At 58.5% G+C, this 15,229-nt stretch carries 20 protein-coding genes; 10 read left to right on the top strand and 10 right to left on the bottom strand.

Annotation, left to right across the window (positions count from 1 at the left end; all coding sequences use genetic code 11):
- The first annotated feature begins 15 nt into the window (after positions 1-15).
- A complete protein-coding gene (gene guaA, locus RCI20_RS05310; protein WP_306603523.1) occupies positions 16-1,650 on the top strand; it encodes a glutamine-hydrolyzing GMP synthase in 1,635 nt (544 codons plus the stop codon).
- Between the two features lie 113 nt (positions 1,651-1,763).
- On the opposite strand, the gene RCI20_RS05305 is transcribed toward guaA, so the two are convergent.
- From RCI20_RS05305 to RCI20_RS05280, 6 genes are all read right to left on the bottom strand, one after another.
- Positions 1,764-2,351, bottom strand: a complete 588-nt coding sequence (locus RCI20_RS05305) for a YigZ family protein (protein WP_306603522.1) — start codon at positions 2,349-2,351, stop codon at positions 1,764-1,766.
- Positions 2,352-2,358: 7 nt separating this feature from the next.
- Positions 2,359-2,580 carry a hypothetical protein gene (locus tag RCI20_RS05300; protein ID WP_306603521.1) on the bottom strand — a complete coding sequence of 74 codons (222 nt, stop codon included), beginning with the start codon at positions 2,578-2,580 and terminating at the stop codon, positions 2,359-2,361.
- A gap of 274 nt (positions 2,581-2,854) precedes the next feature.
- Positions 2,855-3,433: a YceI family protein gene (locus RCI20_RS05295; RefSeq protein ID WP_306603520.1), complete on the bottom strand. Its 579-nt coding sequence runs from the start codon at positions 3,431-3,433 to the stop codon at positions 2,855-2,857.
- Between the two features lie 36 nt (positions 3,434-3,469).
- Positions 3,470-4,036 (bottom strand): YceI family protein, encoded by a 567-nt coding sequence (locus tag RCI20_RS05290; RefSeq protein WP_306603519.1) that lies wholly within the window; start codon positions 4,034-4,036, stop codon positions 3,470-3,472.
- Between the two features lies 1 nt (position 4,037).
- On the bottom strand, positions 4,038-4,592 hold the full coding sequence (locus RCI20_RS05285) for a cytochrome b (protein WP_306603518.1): 555 nt from the start codon (positions 4,590-4,592) through the stop codon (positions 4,038-4,040).
- A gap of 11 nt (positions 4,593-4,603) precedes the next feature.
- Positions 4,604-5,398 carry a class III extradiol ring-cleavage dioxygenase gene (locus RCI20_RS05280; protein ID WP_306603517.1) on the bottom strand — a complete coding sequence of 265 codons (795 nt, stop codon included), beginning with the start codon at positions 5,396-5,398 and terminating at the stop codon, positions 4,604-4,606.
- A 121-nt stretch (positions 5,399-5,519) separates the two neighbouring features.
- Here RCI20_RS05280 and RCI20_RS05275 point away from each other — a divergent pair, with 121 nt between their 5' ends.
- Complete coding sequence (locus RCI20_RS05275; RefSeq protein ID WP_306603516.1) at positions 5,520-6,440, top strand: LysR family transcriptional regulator; 921 nt, start codon at positions 5,520-5,522, stop codon at positions 6,438-6,440.
- On the opposite strand, the gene RCI20_RS05270 is transcribed toward RCI20_RS05275, so the two are convergent.
- On the bottom strand, positions 6,415-7,506 hold the full coding sequence (locus tag RCI20_RS05270) for a calcium/sodium antiporter (RefSeq protein WP_306603515.1): 1,092 nt from the start codon (positions 7,504-7,506) through the stop codon (positions 6,415-6,417). The genes RCI20_RS05275 and RCI20_RS05270 overlap by 26 nt on opposite strands.
- A 113-nt stretch (positions 7,507-7,619) precedes the next feature.
- Here RCI20_RS05270 and tadA point away from each other — a divergent pair, with 113 nt between their 5' ends.
- Together tadA and RCI20_RS05260 are read left to right on the top strand one after the other, a co-directional pair.
- The gene (gene tadA, locus RCI20_RS05265) at positions 7,620-8,123 is read left to right on the top strand and encodes a tRNA adenosine(34) deaminase TadA (RefSeq protein WP_306603514.1); all 504 of its coding nucleotides are present in this window, start codon (positions 7,620-7,622) and stop codon (positions 8,121-8,123) included.
- Positions 8,114-8,596 (top strand): L,D-transpeptidase, encoded by a 483-nt coding sequence (locus RCI20_RS05260; protein WP_306603513.1) that lies wholly within the window; start codon positions 8,114-8,116, stop codon positions 8,594-8,596. Before tadA ends, RCI20_RS05260 begins: the two co-directional genes overlap by 10 nt.
- On the opposite strand, the gene RCI20_RS05255 is transcribed toward RCI20_RS05260, so the two are convergent.
- Entirely contained in the window at positions 8,566-9,363 is a 798-nt protein-coding gene (locus tag RCI20_RS05255) for an NRDE family protein (protein ID WP_306603512.1), read from the bottom strand. The genes RCI20_RS05260 and RCI20_RS05255 overlap by 31 nt on opposite strands.
- Before the next feature lie 31 nt (positions 9,364-9,394).
- Positions 9,395-10,411: a folate-binding protein YgfZ gene (locus tag RCI20_RS05250; RefSeq protein WP_306603511.1), complete on the bottom strand. Its 1,017-nt coding sequence runs from the start codon at positions 10,409-10,411 to the stop codon at positions 9,395-9,397.
- 124 nt (positions 10,412-10,535) lie between these two features.
- On the opposite strand from RCI20_RS05250, the gene mltG reads away from it, so the two are divergent.
- From mltG to RCI20_RS05220, 6 genes are read left to right on the top strand one after another with little or no spacing between them, the layout of a single operon-like run.
- On the top strand, positions 10,536-11,531 hold the full coding sequence (gene mltG, locus RCI20_RS05245) for an endolytic transglycosylase MltG (RefSeq protein WP_306603510.1): 996 nt from the start codon (positions 10,536-10,538) through the stop codon (positions 11,529-11,531).
- Positions 11,528-12,139 carry a dTMP kinase gene (gene tmk, locus RCI20_RS05240; RefSeq protein ID WP_306603509.1) on the top strand — a complete coding sequence of 204 codons (612 nt, stop codon included), beginning with the start codon at positions 11,528-11,530 and terminating at the stop codon, positions 12,137-12,139. Before mltG ends, tmk begins: the two co-directional genes overlap by 4 nt.
- Positions 12,139-13,158 carry a DNA polymerase III subunit delta' gene (holB, locus tag RCI20_RS05235; protein ID WP_306603508.1) on the top strand — a complete coding sequence of 340 codons (1,020 nt, stop codon included), beginning with the start codon at positions 12,139-12,141 and terminating at the stop codon, positions 13,156-13,158. Before tmk ends, holB begins: the two co-directional genes overlap by 1 nt.
- 6 nt (positions 13,159-13,164) lie before the next feature.
- Positions 13,165-13,527: a PilZ domain-containing protein gene (locus RCI20_RS05230; protein WP_306603507.1), complete on the top strand. Its 363-nt coding sequence runs from the start codon at positions 13,165-13,167 to the stop codon at positions 13,525-13,527.
- Between the two features lie 8 nt (positions 13,528-13,535).
- On the top strand, positions 13,536-14,321 hold the full coding sequence (locus RCI20_RS05225) for a TatD family hydrolase (RefSeq protein ID WP_306603506.1): 786 nt from the start codon (positions 13,536-13,538) through the stop codon (positions 14,319-14,321).
- Complete coding sequence (locus RCI20_RS05220) at positions 14,318-14,977, top strand: ankyrin repeat domain-containing protein (RefSeq protein ID WP_306603505.1); 660 nt, start codon at positions 14,318-14,320, stop codon at positions 14,975-14,977. Before RCI20_RS05225 ends, RCI20_RS05220 begins: the two co-directional genes overlap by 4 nt.
- On the opposite strand, the gene RCI20_RS05215 is transcribed toward RCI20_RS05220, so the two are convergent.
- On the bottom strand, positions 14,959-15,120 hold the full coding sequence (locus RCI20_RS05215) for a hypothetical protein (RefSeq protein ID WP_306603504.1): 162 nt from the start codon (positions 15,118-15,120) through the stop codon (positions 14,959-14,961). The genes RCI20_RS05220 and RCI20_RS05215 overlap by 19 nt on opposite strands.
- Positions 15,121-15,229: the final 109 nt, after the last annotated feature.

The raw sequence follows: 15,229 nt of genomic DNA, 5'->3' as shown, positions 1-15,229 counted from the left end.
TTCAAGGTTTTGAAAATGTCCCATCAGAAAATCCTCATCCTCGATTTCGGTTCCCAGGTCACCCAACTGATCGCCCGTCGCGTACGTGAAGCCAAGGTATTCTGCGAAATCCATCCGTACGACGTTTCCGACGAGTTCATCCGCAGCTATGGCGCGCAGGGCATCATCCTGTCCGGCGGTCCGAACTCGGTGACCGAAGGCGACACGCCGCGCGCACCGAAGGTCGTCTTTGAACTGGGCGTCCCGGTGCTGGGCATCTGCTACGGCATGCAGACGATGGCGCAGCAGCTCGGCGGCCAGGTAATGACCGCCGAAGCGGCCGGCAAGGCACGCGAATTCGGTTATTCGGAAGTTCGGGCGCACGGCCATACGGCGCTGTTGAAGGACATCGCCGATTTCACCACGGCCGAAGGTCACGGCATGCTCAAGGTGTGGATGAGTCACGGTGATTCGGTGATGGAACTGCCGCCCGGTTTCAAGACCATGGCGTCGACGCCGTCCTGCCCGATCGCGGCGATGGCTGACGAGGCGCGCAAGTTCTACGCGGTCCAGTTCCACCCTGAAGTCACCCATACGCTGCAGGGTCGGGCCATCCTCGAACGCTTCGTGCACGGCATCTGCGGCTGTGGCACTGACTGGATCATGGGCGACTACATCGCCGAAGCGGTGGCCTCGATCCGCGCCCAGGTGGGCAGCGATGACGTCATCCTCGGCCTGTCCGGCGGTGTCGATTCGAGCGTTGCGGCGGCACTGATCCATCGCGCCATCGGCGACCAGCTGACCTGCGTCTTCGTCGATCACGGCCTGCTGCGCCTGAATGAAGGCGACATGGTCATGGACATGTTCGCGCGCAATCTCGGCGTCAAGGTCATCCGCGTCGATGCTGTCGACGACTTCATGGGCAAGCTGGCCGGGGTTTCCGACCCGGAACAGAAGCGCAAGATCATCGGCAAGGAATTCGTCGAGGTCTTCCAGGCCGAATCGAAGAAGCTGGTGTCGGCCAAATGGCTGGCCCAGGGCACGATCTACCCGGACGTGATCGAGTCGGCCGGCAAGGGCAAGAAGGGCGCTCATACCATCAAGAGCCACCACAACGTCGGCGGTCTGCCGGAAGACATGCACCTCAAGCTGCTCGAACCGCTGCGCGAACTGTTCAAGGACGAAGTCCGCGAACTCGGCGTTGCCCTGGGCCTGCCGCGCGAGATGGTCTATCGCCATCCGTTCCCCGGACCGGGCCTGGGCGTGCGCATCCTTGGCGAAGTGACGCTGAAGGCGGCACACCTGCTGCAACGCGCCGACGCCATTTTCATCGATGAATTGCGGTCGACCGTAGCAACCGAGCGCGATGTCGCCGCCGGTGCATGCACCGAGGCCGATATCGGCAAGACCTGGTATGACCTGACCAGCCAGGCCTTCGCCGTCTTCCTGCCGGTCAAGAGCGTCGGCGTCATGGGCGACGGCCGCACCTACGAAAACGTCGTCGCGCTGCGTGCCGTCGTCACCAGTGACTTCATGACCGCGCACTGGGCGCACCTGCCGTACGAACTGCTTGGCCGGGTGTCGAACCGCATCATCAACGAAGTCCGTGGGTTGAACCGGGTGGTGTACGACGTCAGCGGCAAGCCGCCGGCGACGATCGAGTGGGAATGATCCGTCTGCTCCTCTAGGCGCAGAATCAAGCCGAACCGATTTCCGAAGCCCTTCCTGGCATTGTGCCGGAGGGGTTTTTTCTGGTCTGGCTTACCCATAAACTTGCCGATGCTTCAGTCCTTCACCCAAGCAATGCGGCCTGATCCCGCATCGTTCAGACGAGCCATCAGCGCAGGGGCTGCTTCATCAGGCAAAGAAAAAACAAAATCGACCAATGCATCGTGCAAAACGTGATCCAGTTTTGCCCCGGCGATTTCAAGCTCACGTCGCACACGTCCCTCCATATCGTAGGGAACAAGGCAGCGCAGCGGGCATTGTTTGACGATAGCGATCTTTTGCGCCGTCAGTAACGCCTGTGCGACGCTATCGGTGTAGGCACGGACCAAACCACCGGCTCCCAGCTTGACGCCACCATAGTAGCGAACCACGGTGGCCAGCACGCCTTCGAGACTTTGTTGGCGTAGCACTTCAAACATCGGTCGGCCAGCGGTTCCACTCGGCACGCCGTCATCGACTGCCGCTGACTGCCCACCCGCCAGCAGAGCCCAGCAAATGTGTGCTGCACCGGCATGCTGGGCACGCAATTCTGCAACGACTTGCTGGGCGTCAGAGCGATCCGTCATCGGTTGCACGCAGCCGATGAAACGGCTTTTCTTGATCAGCAGCTCGCTATGCGCGGGCGCAAAAAGGGTTTGGCGCATTGAGACCTTACATCCGCTGCAAATATGCCCGAATTCGCGCGATGGTTTCTTCTACCGGGGCACGCGTTGAAACCTCCAGACCCAGATCGCGAGCGATGGCATTGACCTTGGCGGGATTGAGTGGAATACCGCCCCGATCTATCGCTGAAATCAACTTTCTCGCCAGGAAAACATCTGTGGGCAGGTTTTTCCTGGAAAAATATTTACGAAGCCAATTGAAATCAAACACGCCTGACGTTCCCTGGGTGACTGCAGTTTTTTGATGGTACCAAACCGTCCGGCCCGTTATCCTGCCGGATAAGACACAAGATGCATTTTGCCGTGGCTGAAATGGTGAAAGCCTCGCACCGGGGGAGGGAGCGAGGCTTTCGGGACGGCCACTTCAGGGGGAGGGGACCTGGCCGTCAGGCTGATGTCGGTCAGCGCATGTGTCCAAGATACGGGCGTATCCGGCGCAATTCAAGTAACGGTTTGCAACTGCTGGTAGCAGTTTTGTACGCAGCTTATTCCTTGATCGCTTCGATGGCGATGTCGATGCGTACCTCGTCGCCGACATTGGGGGCGTACTTGCCGGCGTTGAATTCGGAACGCTTGATCACCGTCCAGGCGTTTGCCCCGATAGCCGCCTTCTTCAGCATCGGATGTGGCATGGCCTTGAACGAAGTAACCGTCAGGGTGACAGGCTTGGTCACGCCCTTGAGCGTCAGGTTGCCGTCGATGCTGACCGGATTGTCACCCTGGAAAACCACCTTGGTCGATTTGAAGGTGGCAGTCGGATACTTGGCGGTATCGAGAAAGTCCTCGCCCTGAATATGTTCATTGAAGGTGGTGTAGCCGGTATTGACGGATTTCGTGTCGATCACGATGTCGACCGCAGCAGTCTTGGTGGCCTTGTCGAAAGTTACGGTACCGCTGGTTTTGTCGAAGCGGCTGAGTTGGGTGGAGAAACCGAAATGGCTGTACGAGAAACGCGGAAAGGTGTGCGTGCTATCCAGGACGTAGGTTTCCGGTGCGGCCAGCGCCGGTGCGGAAACTGCTGCGGCAAGAACGAGGGCGGTTGCGAGTTTGTTGAGTTTTTGCATGGTGATTCTCCGGTTTGGGGTATATGGATTCGGGATTTACTGGCTTGCTGCGGTAATGCGGAACTTGATCAGGACGTCGTTGGCGACGATGTCGAACTTGGCCCAACTGCCTTCGCCAATTGAAAAATCGGCGCGACGGATGGTGAAGCTGCCGTCGAATACGGCGCTGTTGCCTTGCGCCGTGAAGGTGGCGGGAACAAGCACTTCCTGTGTTTTGCCTTTGATGCTCAACTGTCCGGCCACTTCGTAACGGTTGCCGCCCAGCGCTTTGACGCTGCTGGAAACGAAACGTGCGGTCGGGAATGCCTTGGTGTTGAACCACGGCTTGCCGGCGACTTCTTCATCGCCTTCCGGTGCGCCGGTGTCGACGCTGGCCAGTTCGACGTCGAAGCTCGCCTTGGCGGCTGTTGGCCTGGTTGGGTCGAAACTGAGCTGGCTGGAAAAGCGCTTGAATTTTCCGTCGACCGCAACCCCCATCTGTTTATAGGTGAAATGGATGCTGCTTTTGGCCGTCTGGACTTGTTTGTATTCGACTGCATGGACGGCAAGGCTGGCGCTCAGGGCGAGCAGGGAAAAGCTGGTGGCGAGGGCGATGCGTTTCATTTCAGTGCTCCTTGGTATGGGCGGGCAACATGCGGGTCAGGATGTCGTCCTTGTCGATCAGGTGATGCTTCAGGGCGGCGCCGACGTGACCGGCGATGGTGACAACGAATAACAGGTTGAGGCTCATATGCACGGTCTGCAGCAAGTCGCCGAGTTCCTTGTTCTTGTCCAGCAAGTCGGGAATCGGCAAGACGCCGAACCACACCGTCTGGAAGCCCTTGGCCGAACTCATCAGCCAGCCGGATAGCGGGATGGCTAGCATCAAGCCGTACAGCGCCAGATGTCCGGCGTGGGCAGCAAACTGCATCAGCTTCGGCATGCTGGCCGGCAGGGCAGGCGGGATGTGCGTGACACGCCAGGCTAGACGAAATAGAAGCAGCAGGAAGGCGGTGACGCCGGCCCATTTGTGCCAGGCGTAAAGCTGCAGTTTTTCTGGCGACAGTCGCAGCCCCTGCATGTAGAAGCCGAGGGCAAGCAGGCCGATCAGCAAAACTGCCATCAACCAATGCAAGGATTTGGCGGTTGTGGTGTAAGTCGTATTTCGAGCGGATTTCACGGTCGACCTCCTTATTGGGGCAAAAATGAATAGGCATCCATGGCGATGACGTAGTGGTCGATGCCGACATGGAAACGTTCCGCCTTGGCAAAATCGCCTGCCGCACCCAATGCGACAAAAAGCGGCAGCAAATGTTCATCGCTCGGATGGGCTTGTACGGCGCCCGGTGCCAGCTGGCGGTAGTCGAGCAACGCCGTGATATCGTGCTCGGCCAGTCGCGCCGCCAGCCAGTCGGAGAATGTGCGGACGTAAGCCGGCGTCTGGCCGGCATTGGCCTGGGCCCGTTGAAAATCGCGCAGGTTGTGCGTGACATTGCCGGAGGCGACGATCAGAAAGCCGCGCTCGACCAGCGGGGCCAATGCCTGACCCAGCCGGAAAGCCTGCGCGACGCCACCGTGCGGCTGAATCGATACGGGGATGACCGGTACGTCAGCGTCCGGAAACATCATGCGCAAGGGCACCCAGGCGCCATGATCCAGACCGCGCACCCTGTCTTCGGCCACGGGCAGGTGGGCGGCTTCCAGCGCTGCGATAACTTCGGCCGCCGCCTCACGGCAACCGCTGGCTGGATAACGCAAGGCATAAAGTTCAGCCGGAAAGCCGTAAAAATCGTGAATGGTTTCGAGTCGATCGGCGCTGCCCACTGTCGGGATGGCGGTATCCCAGTGCGGGCTGAGCACGACGATGGCTCGCGGGGTGGGCAAGGATGCGGCGATCCGGCGTAATGCCGCACCGGCTGCACCGGGCTGCAAGGCAAATGTCGGTGCGCCGTGCGGAACAAATAGTGGCGTTAAGCTGGAGGTCATTTTGGTCAGTCTCGATAAGCCGGTCTGTTGGCAAGTTCTGCTGCGATGGGCTCACTTTAATCATCTTCTCGTGGTCGAAATAGCCGACAATACGCAAATCATTATTGCTGGAATTGCAACAATGGATCGACTTGAAGCCATGCACCTGTTTGTCCGGGTGGCCGAACTGGGCAGCTTTGCCGCCGCTGCGCAGCAAATCGGTATCGACCGTTCCGTGGTAACGCGGCAGATCGCCGGACTGGAAGCCCATCTCGGGGTCAAATTGATGGCTCGCAGCACGCGCAGCCTGACGCTGACCTCGGCCGGCACGGCCTACCTGGAGAAATGCCGGGTCATCCTGAATCTGGTCGAAGCGGCAGAAACCGATGTCGCCGAAGAGCGTCTTACGCCACGGGGCAATATTCGCCTCAGCGTGCCACTGAGTTTCGGTCTGAAACGTCTGGCCCCTTTGTTGCTCGAGTTCGCCAGGCGCTATCCGGAAGTCGCTCTCGACATGGATTTCAGTGACCGCCAGGTGAAATTGATCGACGAAGGGATTGATTTGTCGGTGCGCATCACGCGCAAGCTGGCCGGTGGCGACGTGGCACGGCGCATCGGCAGCAGCCGCCTGCACGTCGTTGCCGCACCGGAATATCTGGCGCGTCACGGTCGTCCGCAGCATCCGGCAGAATTGCTCCATCACGAATGCCTCGGCTATACAGCGGGTAATACCCCGCAGCAGTGGCAGTTCATGGCCGACGGGCAATTGCGTGCTTTTCCAGTGCGCAGCCGGACGCATGCGAACAATGGTGATGTGTTGGTCGAAGCCGCAATACAGGGCATGGGAATTACCCTGCAACCTGATTTCATCATCAGCGAAGCGCTTGCGGCCGGTCGGGTTGAGATCATTCTTGGCGATTTTCCCGTTCCGGAACTCGGCATCTACGCGATGTTGCCAGGCAACCGCCATGTCCCGCACCGGGTGCGGGTGTTGATGGATTTTCTCGGGGCGGGGCTGACTGGCAGCCCCGCCAGGATCATGGAGTTGTCGGTGGCGTCTTAGCGTTTCCGCGCACGAAACTGACGATCAGCGTAATCACCGTCAAGGGCAGGACATAACCCAGCATCGCCGTGGAGAAGGCCGGCAGGCTTTCATGCTGGCTTGCCGCCAGGACCAGATAGAGCGTGTATGCGGCGTAGTAGGCGAGGAAGACGCTACCTTCCCAGCGGGCAATTTCCCGACCCGTAATGACAATCGGCAGACAGGCGAAAGCCACAGCCAGCATGACCCACAGATCGAAATTGCGTGCCGTCTCGGAAACCATGATGCCGCCGTCGGCAATCAGTCCGGCAAAGCCCATGCAGGCAAAGATGTTGAAAATATTGCTGCCGACCACGTTGCCCACGGCGATATCGCGTTGACCGCGGAAGGCGGCGACCAGCGAGGTGGCAATTTCCGGCATCGAGGTACCGACGGCAACCACCGTCAGGCCGATGACCAGATCGCTGACGCCAAAAGCGCGGGCGACGGCGACAGCAGAATCGACCAGCCAGTCGGCACCAAGTATCAGCAAGGCAAGCCCGCCAAGCACCAGCAGCCCCTGAACGCTCCAGTGGGCATCCCAGCGGCTGCCGGTATCTGGCATTTCATCGGCGAACTCGGCCTCGACCGCCTTGCTGGCACGGCGCGACTGGGTAACGAGAAAAACGGTGTAGACGATCACCAGTGCAAACAGCAGGACGCCTTCGCCACGACTGATGTTGCCATCCAGTGCCAGCACGAGAAACAGCAGGCTGGCCCCGATCATGATCGGGATTTCCTGGCGAATGATCTGTTCATTGACCGCCAGCGGCACAATCAGCGCCGACAAACCAAGAATCAGCAGGACATTCGCAATGTTGCTGCCGACCACATTGCCGACCGCCAGATCGCCTGAGCCGCTGAGCGCTGCGCCAGCCGAAACCGCCATTTCCGGCGCGCTGGTGCCGAAGGCAACGATGGTCAGGCCGACCACCAGAGGGGAAATGCCAAAGGTCAGGGCGAGACGCGCCGCACCACGAACCATCAACTCGGCACCGATGGTCAGGGCAACGAGCCCGAGGGTAAACATCAGAACATGTTCGAGCATGATTTTTTTACACCATAAAATGATCGGGGCACCTCGGGGGCCGAGGTATCGGCCAAGGAGAGCAAAACGCTGCGGTATACTATCGTCCCCGCCCAGCTTGCCCTGATCGAATAATGACTTCGGAAAAACCTGTAGACATCCTGCCGCCCGGCCTGAGCGACGAATATTTCATGCGCGAAGCCATTTCACTGGCCCGTGCGGCCGAATGTCTGGGTGAAGTGCCGGTTGGCGCTATCGTCGTGCGCGATGGCGAAATTGTCGGCCGCGGATTCAATTCGCCGATCGGCGAACACGACCCGACGGCGCATGCTGAAATCGCCGCCTTGCGCGATGCCGCCCGTGCTCTGGGCAACTACCGGCTGCCGGGTTGCGAGCTGTTCGTCACGCTGGAGCCTTGCGCGATGTGTGCCGGCGCCATCATGCATGCCCGAATCAGCCGCGTGATCTACGGTGCGCGCGATCCGAAAACCGGCGTGCACGGCAGCGTCGTCGATTTGTTCGGCGTCGAGCGCCTGAATCATCATGCGACGGTCGAAGGCGGTATCCTCGCCGATGAATGCAGCAGCATGCTGTCGGCTTTCTTTGCCGGCCGGCGCCGGAAAACCCAATGCAGTTGATTGTCTCGGTTGCTGCCCAGACGTTGCAGCTCATTGACCCAGCCGGCAGCGTTTTGCGCCAGTATCCGGTGTCGACCGCAAAAGCCGGGGTCGGCGAAATCTCCGGCAGTTACCAGACACCGCGCGGCCCGCACATCATTCGGGCCAAAATCGGTGCCGAACAGCCAGCCAATACGGTGTTTGTCCGCCGCCGCCCGACTGGCGAAATCTGGACACCGGCCTTGGCTGAACAATTTCCCGGCCGCGACTGGATCCTGACGCGCATCCTGTGGCTGTCCGGTTGCGTGCCCGGGCATAACCGTCTGGGCTGTGTCGATACGATGCGCCGTTACGTCTATATCCACGGTTCGCCGGATACGGCGGAAATGGGCAAACCGGGTTCGCATGGCTGCGTGCGCATGAAGAACGCCGACATCATCGAATTGTTCGACCTCGTGCCCTGTTATGCGGCCGTGGACATCCGCGAGGATTGAACGACACGGGCTTCGGCATCGAAGCTGTTTTCCTGCAGGGTGATCCGGCCGGCGTGATCGCGTAGCAACAGTGTCGAGGCACGCGTGCCGTAATCCGGCGATTGCACGAACACCGCTGACAACAAACGCTCCCAGTGCAACGGCACACCGGTATCCGGCAAACGTTCATCGGGTACGATTTCGCGATCGGCCAGCAAGTCGAAAAAAGCCTGCTCGTCCGGCAAGTGCGCCAGCGCTGCGGCAAAGCGCTCGCGCGCCTTGAGCAGCTTGGGCCAGGGGCTATCCAGACGATGGTTGGACAGCCCGTAAATACCGGGCGCCAACACTTGTCTCTGCGTATCGCGATTGGAGGCATAGACCAGCGAATCCCGGTCGGCCAGTAACAGGTTGAAACCGGAATAGTCGTCGGCCATGAGGCCATCGGCAAAATCGCTGGCGGACAGCGTTGACCGCAAAAATCCTGCGGTCAACGCACCACGCGAGTGTTTTCCCTTCATGGCACCGGGTTCGCGGACGTTGGTCACCGCCGCAAAGCGGCCATCCGTCGTGGCCCCCAGCCAGGTGCCGCCGGCTTCCAGATCGCGGCCACCGAAAATGGCGGCCTGGTCAGTGCCATGCGCTGGCGGCTCAGGGCAATGCGTTAACGCATCGGCGGCGGGCCAATAGGCGGCCGACGCCGTTGGCCGGGCATGGAATTCGTCGCGGTTGGCGGCAACGACCAGCGGGTAATCCGGATGCACCCGCCAGCCGACGACGATCAGGCACATTTTGCTGTTCGGCTGTGCTTATGCGGCGCGTTTAGGCCGGGTTCACCGCAGCCGCCGTAACCACCGGCCCTTCACGAGATGCCAGACGCAGGTTTTCGGCAAAGTTGGACTGCACGACTGCCAGTGCCACGTAACCGCCGGTGGGTGAGGGCGCCGCGCTCATGACCTTGCCGCTGGCCTGTTCCAGGTTGTCCGGCGAATAAAGTTCGTCGCCAGCCTGCAAGGCAGCATCGCCAGTCAGGCGATAGAGATGGCGTTTGACCTTGCCCAGGTATTGCGTCCGGGCGACGATTTCCTGACCCGGATAGCAGCCCTTGTGGAAACTGACGCCACCGATTTTTTCGAAATCGGCCATCTGCGGGACGAATTCTTCCTTGGTCGCCAGCGTAACCAGCGGAAAACCGGCCTGCACATCAAGCCAGCGCCATACCGGCACACCGGCCGGACGCGCCTTGACGGAGAGTTTTTGCCACAGGCCGGGGGCTGCGCTCTCGGCAGCGGCCAGCACATAGCGTTGCGTGTCGAGGTGAATAACCGTCACGCCATCGCCAGTCGAGCAATGCATGACCTCGCCCGGTGCCGTCAAACCGGCGTCGGCCAGCGCTTCGACAGCTTGCGGGCCGGCGATACCGAGCAAAATCTGATCGTTTTGCGCGGTCAACTTCACTTTTGCCCGCAAAACGAACATCTGCAGGCGTTTTTGCGTGGCTTCCAGCAAATCTGCAGCCAGCATCAAACGGTAGGCATCGCCCTCGTGCCAGGCAACGAAACTCGCCTGCATGCGGCCCTTGGCGGTGCACCAGCCGGCATGTTCCGCCTGGCCCTGGGCCAGATGATTGATGTCATTGGTGAACTGGCTGTGCAGGAAGGTCTTGGCATCTTCGCCGGTGGCTTCGATCAGCGCCAGATGGGCCAGCGGAACGAGGACGGTTTGCTGGCTGGCTGCCAGCAATTCACCTTGTGCATCGCCAAAATTGAGGATGTCTGAAGCATCGCCGGAAAAGCTTGCTTCGGTCGATTCGAGAAAGCTGCGCCAATGGGGGTTCATGAAGGCTCCTTGAGGTTTGGGCTATTATATCGCCCGTTTTGCCACACAATTTGCGACACATTTTCGCGCTTGCTTCAACGCTGATTTTCGACGGACAAGATACATCCGTCGCCCACGAGTTCCCATGCGTTTCATATTTCGTCTTTTCTCCCTGTTGCTGATTACCGTTGCCCTGTTGGTTGGCGGATTTTTCTGGTGGTCGCAGCAAGCCATCGTTTTGCCGGGAACGGATGTTGAATTCCGCGTGCCGCCAGGCAGTAGCCTGCGCGCCGCAGTTCGCCAGATCAACGCAGCCGGGATTCCGGTGCAGGCCGAGTTATTCATATTGCTCGCCCGTTGGCAAGGTAACAGCGGTGCGATCAAGGCTGGCACCTATGCCACCAATGCCGGTGAAACCCCGCTCAGCCTGTTGGAAAAACTGGCCACCGGGCAAGTCAGCCAAGCCAGCATCACGCTGGTTGAGGGCTGGACATTCCGCCAGTTCCGGGCACGCCTGGATGCGCATCCGGAACTAAAACACGATAGCAGGGGGCTGAGTGAGGCGGAAATCATCCGTCGTCTCAATTTATCCATGAATAGTCTGGAAGGCCGACTGTTTCCCGATACTTACCTGTTCGACAAGGAATCCAGCGACCTTGAGTTGATGGTCCGCGCCGTCAACGCCATGCAGCGCCGACTCGACGAAGCCTGGCAACTGCGTTCCCCCGGCTTGCCCTACCGCTCGCCGGACGAAGCGCTGGTCATGGCGTCGATCATCGAGAAGGAAACCGGCCGGGAAGAAGATCGAACGCATGTCGCCGCAGTCTTCATCAACCGGTTGCGCATCGGCATGCGCCTGCAAACCGACCCGACGGTGATTTATGGCCTGGGCGAAAGCTTCGATGGCAATCTGCGCAAGATCCATCTGCAGACCGACACCCCGTACAATACCTATACGCGGACGGGCTTGCCGCCAACACCAATTGCCATGCCGGGCCTGGCAGCATTGCGCACCGCATTTGCACCGGCCGTCAGCGACGCACTCTATTTTGTGGCGCGCGGCGACGGTACAAGTCAGTTTTCACGAACGCTCGATGACCATAATCGTGCGGTCAACAGATACCAAAGGGGCGGAAAATGAGGGGAAAGTTCATTACCTTCGAAGGCATCGACGGTGCCGGCAAGAGCAGTCACGTCGAATGGCTGGCCGAATTGCTGCGCAGCAAGGGATTGAGCGTGCAAGTTACCCGAGAGCCTGGCGGTACCGAACTGGGCGAAAGATTGCGCGAATTGCTGCTCAACGAACCCATGCATCTCGAAACAGAAACCCTGTTGATGTTTGCCGGGCGCCGCGAACACCTGGCCCGTCTGATCGAGCCGGCGCTGGCCCGTGGCGAGTGGGTGATCTGTGATCGTTTCAGCGATGCGACATGGGCGTATCAGGGTGGCGGGCGAGGGCTGGACAAGAACAAGTTCCTGGCTTTGGAACACTGGGTACATGAACACCTGCAACCCGATCTCACCCTGCTGTTTGACCTGCCACTCGAGGTGGCGCGTGAGCGCATCGTGCTGGCCAACCGAGTACTGGACAAATTCGAACAGGAACGTGCCGATTTTCATGAGCGGGTACGCCAGGCATACCTTGAACGCGTCAATGCACATCCGTCGCGCATGCGTATCATCGACGCCGACAATACCTTGGAAAATATTCGCAAACAACTTGAAGTTGTTATTGCAAGTATCTGTTAATGAACATTTTAGAATTGCATAAAACAAACTGGGAAAACCTGCAGGCCAGGCGTCAGCAGTTGCCTCATGCCTTGCTGCTGATTGGCCAGAAAGGCTTGGGTAAATATGCCTTGGCTCGCGAGTTTGCGGCTTCACTACTCTGTGAAAATGCCGCAGCCGACGGCCATGCCTGCGGCCAGTGCATGGCCTGCAACTGGTTCAGCCAGGGCAATCATCCGGATTTTCGCTTGCTGCAACCGGATGCTCTGGGAGAAGAAGCAGAGGCCGAGGAGGGCAAGAAGAAGCCCAGCCAGCAGATCACCATCGACCAGGTGCGTAGTCTCGATGAGTTCCTTGGCGTCGGCAGCCATCGGGGCGGCTTGAGTATTGTGCTGGTCAATCCGGCCGAAGCCATGAACCGAAATGCGGCAAATTCAATTCTTAAAATACTTGAAGAACCGCCCGCAAGTATATTGTTTTTGTTGGTTTCAAGTGAACCATCCCGATTACTACCAACGATACGCAGCCGTTGCCAGGCTGTGCCCATTGATGTGCCCGCACAAGCTGCTGCAATCCAGGTTTTGCGTGCAGCCGGCATTGACGATGCTGAACGCTGGCTGGCCTTGAGCGGCGGATCGCCACGATTTGCGGCGGAAATGGCAACATCCGGGCAGGGTAGCTGGCTTGATTTGATGGCCAACCGCTTGGCCAGCGGAAAGAACATCGATCCAATTGGGGTGGCCGGCGAACTCGAAAAAATCGTCAAGGACAGCAAAGGGCGCTTGCAACTCAAACAGGTGATTGAGGTGCTGCAAAAATGGTTGGTCGACTTGACGCTGCTACAGAACAATTTGCCAATAAGATATTTTCTGTCCCAACAGAACAAAATGCAGACGCTGGCTGATATGATTTCAGCCGTTCGAGTGATTCAACTCTATCGAACCATGAACCAGCGCCGCCAGGAAGCTGAACAACCGCTCAATGGGCGACTCTTTCTGGAAGGTGTTTTTCTCGATTATCGAGCCCTGTTTAGTCGTTGATTGAGGATGAGCGAAGCTAAAACCGCCCCCCAGCGCCCCAGTGTCCTGTCGCTGAACATCAATTCGAAATCTGCCTTGTACGCAGCCTTTATGCCCCATTTGCGCCACGGCGGTATTTTCATACCGACAACGCGCAGCTATTCGCTGGGCGACGAAGTGTTCATGCTGCTATCCCTGATGGACGACCCCACCAAGTTGCCAATTGCCGCATCGGTTATCTGGATTACCCCTGCGGGCGCCCAGAACGGACGGGCACAAGGTATTGGTGTGCATTTCAATAATGACGAAAGCGGCCAGGAAGCCCGGCGCAAGATCGAAGGTCTGCTCGGTGGCGTCCTGCAATCCGCCCGTCCGACACACACGCTCTGATCGACAGCATGCTGGTCGACTCACATTGCCATCTTGATTTTCCGGCGCTTGCCGAGCGCTTGCCTGATGTGCTGGCGGCGATGCAGGCCCGCGACGTGGGCGCAGCCTTGTGCATTGGCGTCAATCTGGAAGACTTTCCACAGGTGCTCGCCATCGCCGAACAGGCAGACAATCTCTATGCCACCGTGGGCGTTCATCCGGAATACACGGACGTCGAAGAACCGGACGAAGCACGCTTGCTCAGTCTGGCGAATCACCCCAAGGTACTTGGCATTGGCGAAACCGGACTCGATTATTACTGGCACAAGGATAAGCCGGAATGGCAACGGCAGCGCTTTCGCACGCATATCCGTGCCGCTCGTCAGTGTGGCAAGCCGCTAATCGTCCATACACGGGAATCTGCAGCAGACACCCTGCAAGTTTTGCGGGAAGAGGGGGCCGAGCAGGTGGGCGGTGTGATGCATTGCTTTACCGAAAACTGGGAAATTGCCTGCCAAGCGCTCGACCTTGGTTTTTATCTGTCGTTTTCCGGCATTGTGACTTTCAAAAATGCCGCAATCGTCAAGGATGTTGCCAAAAAATGCCCCTTGGACCGGCTTCTTGTTGAAACCGATGCACCGTATCTAGCACCCACGCCATTCAGGGGAAAACCGAATGAACCTTCGTACGTGCGCTACGTTGCGGAAGAAATTGCGCTCCTGAGAGAGATTCCGTTCTCTGCCGTAGCTCAAGCGAGTACCGAAAATTTCATCCGGCTGTTCAAAGCCAGCAAGCTGAAAAACCGAGAATCATGAAAAAATCCCTGTTGACCGCCGTATTCGCTCTGGCTTTCCCTTTTCAGTCCATTGCCGGCACCTATGATGACTTGATCACTGGTGCAAAAATGGGCGATACCCGTGAAATCCGTACCTTGGCCGCCAAGGGGGCATCGCTGGACACCACGGATATCGACGGCAACACCCTGCTCATGCTGGCTGCTCGCGATGGTCATGCCGAATTGACTGAGTTTCTGGCCAACAACCGGGCCAAACTCAATGCTCGAAATGCCGCTGGCGATACCGCACTCGGTTTGGCTGCGTTGCGTGGGCATCTGCGAGTCGTAGAGTTGCTGGTCTCGGCTGGCGCAGCACTGGATGTTCCCGGTTGGCCACCGCTGGTTTACGCCGCATTCAATGGTCATGGCGATATTTCAGCTTACCTGATCAGCAAAGGGGCTGATCTGAATGCCGCCAGTGAGAACGGAACTACCGCGTTGATGGCCGCATCCCGAGGCGGATACATGGAGCTTGTACGTACGCTGCTGCGCCATAAAGCAGATATCAACAAGCAGATGGACTCTGGTGAAACAGCACTGGATATCGCGCTGAAATTCAAAAATACCGATATCGGAGAACTTCTACGTGCTGCCGGTGGAAAATCAGGGAAATCGGTTCACATTGAAATTCGTTGAAAGAGCTTCGGCTGAGCTTTGCCAAATGATGATAAAGGGGCATTGAACATGCCGCGCTCGTTACTTGCTGCGCTTATTCTTCTATTTTCGCCAGGTGCTTTTGCAGCAAAAATTTTAGGGGTCAAGGCTGCCAGACCATCCATGGTGACATCGTGTTCCTGTGCTGCAAAAATATCTTGCGTTGGGCCTCGCGGAGGACATTTTTGTATCTCAAAGAAAGGGAAAAGAGATATTTGTGAGGCCCTCAATGAA

Origin of the sequence: Azonexus sp. (assembly GCF_030824335.1) — a bacterium.
Lineage (GTDB): Bacteria > Pseudomonadota > Gammaproteobacteria > Burkholderiales > Rhodocyclaceae > Azonexus.
The sequence above is the reverse complement of the archived record's forward strand: the minus strand, read 5'-3'. Positions and strand labels throughout refer to the sequence as shown.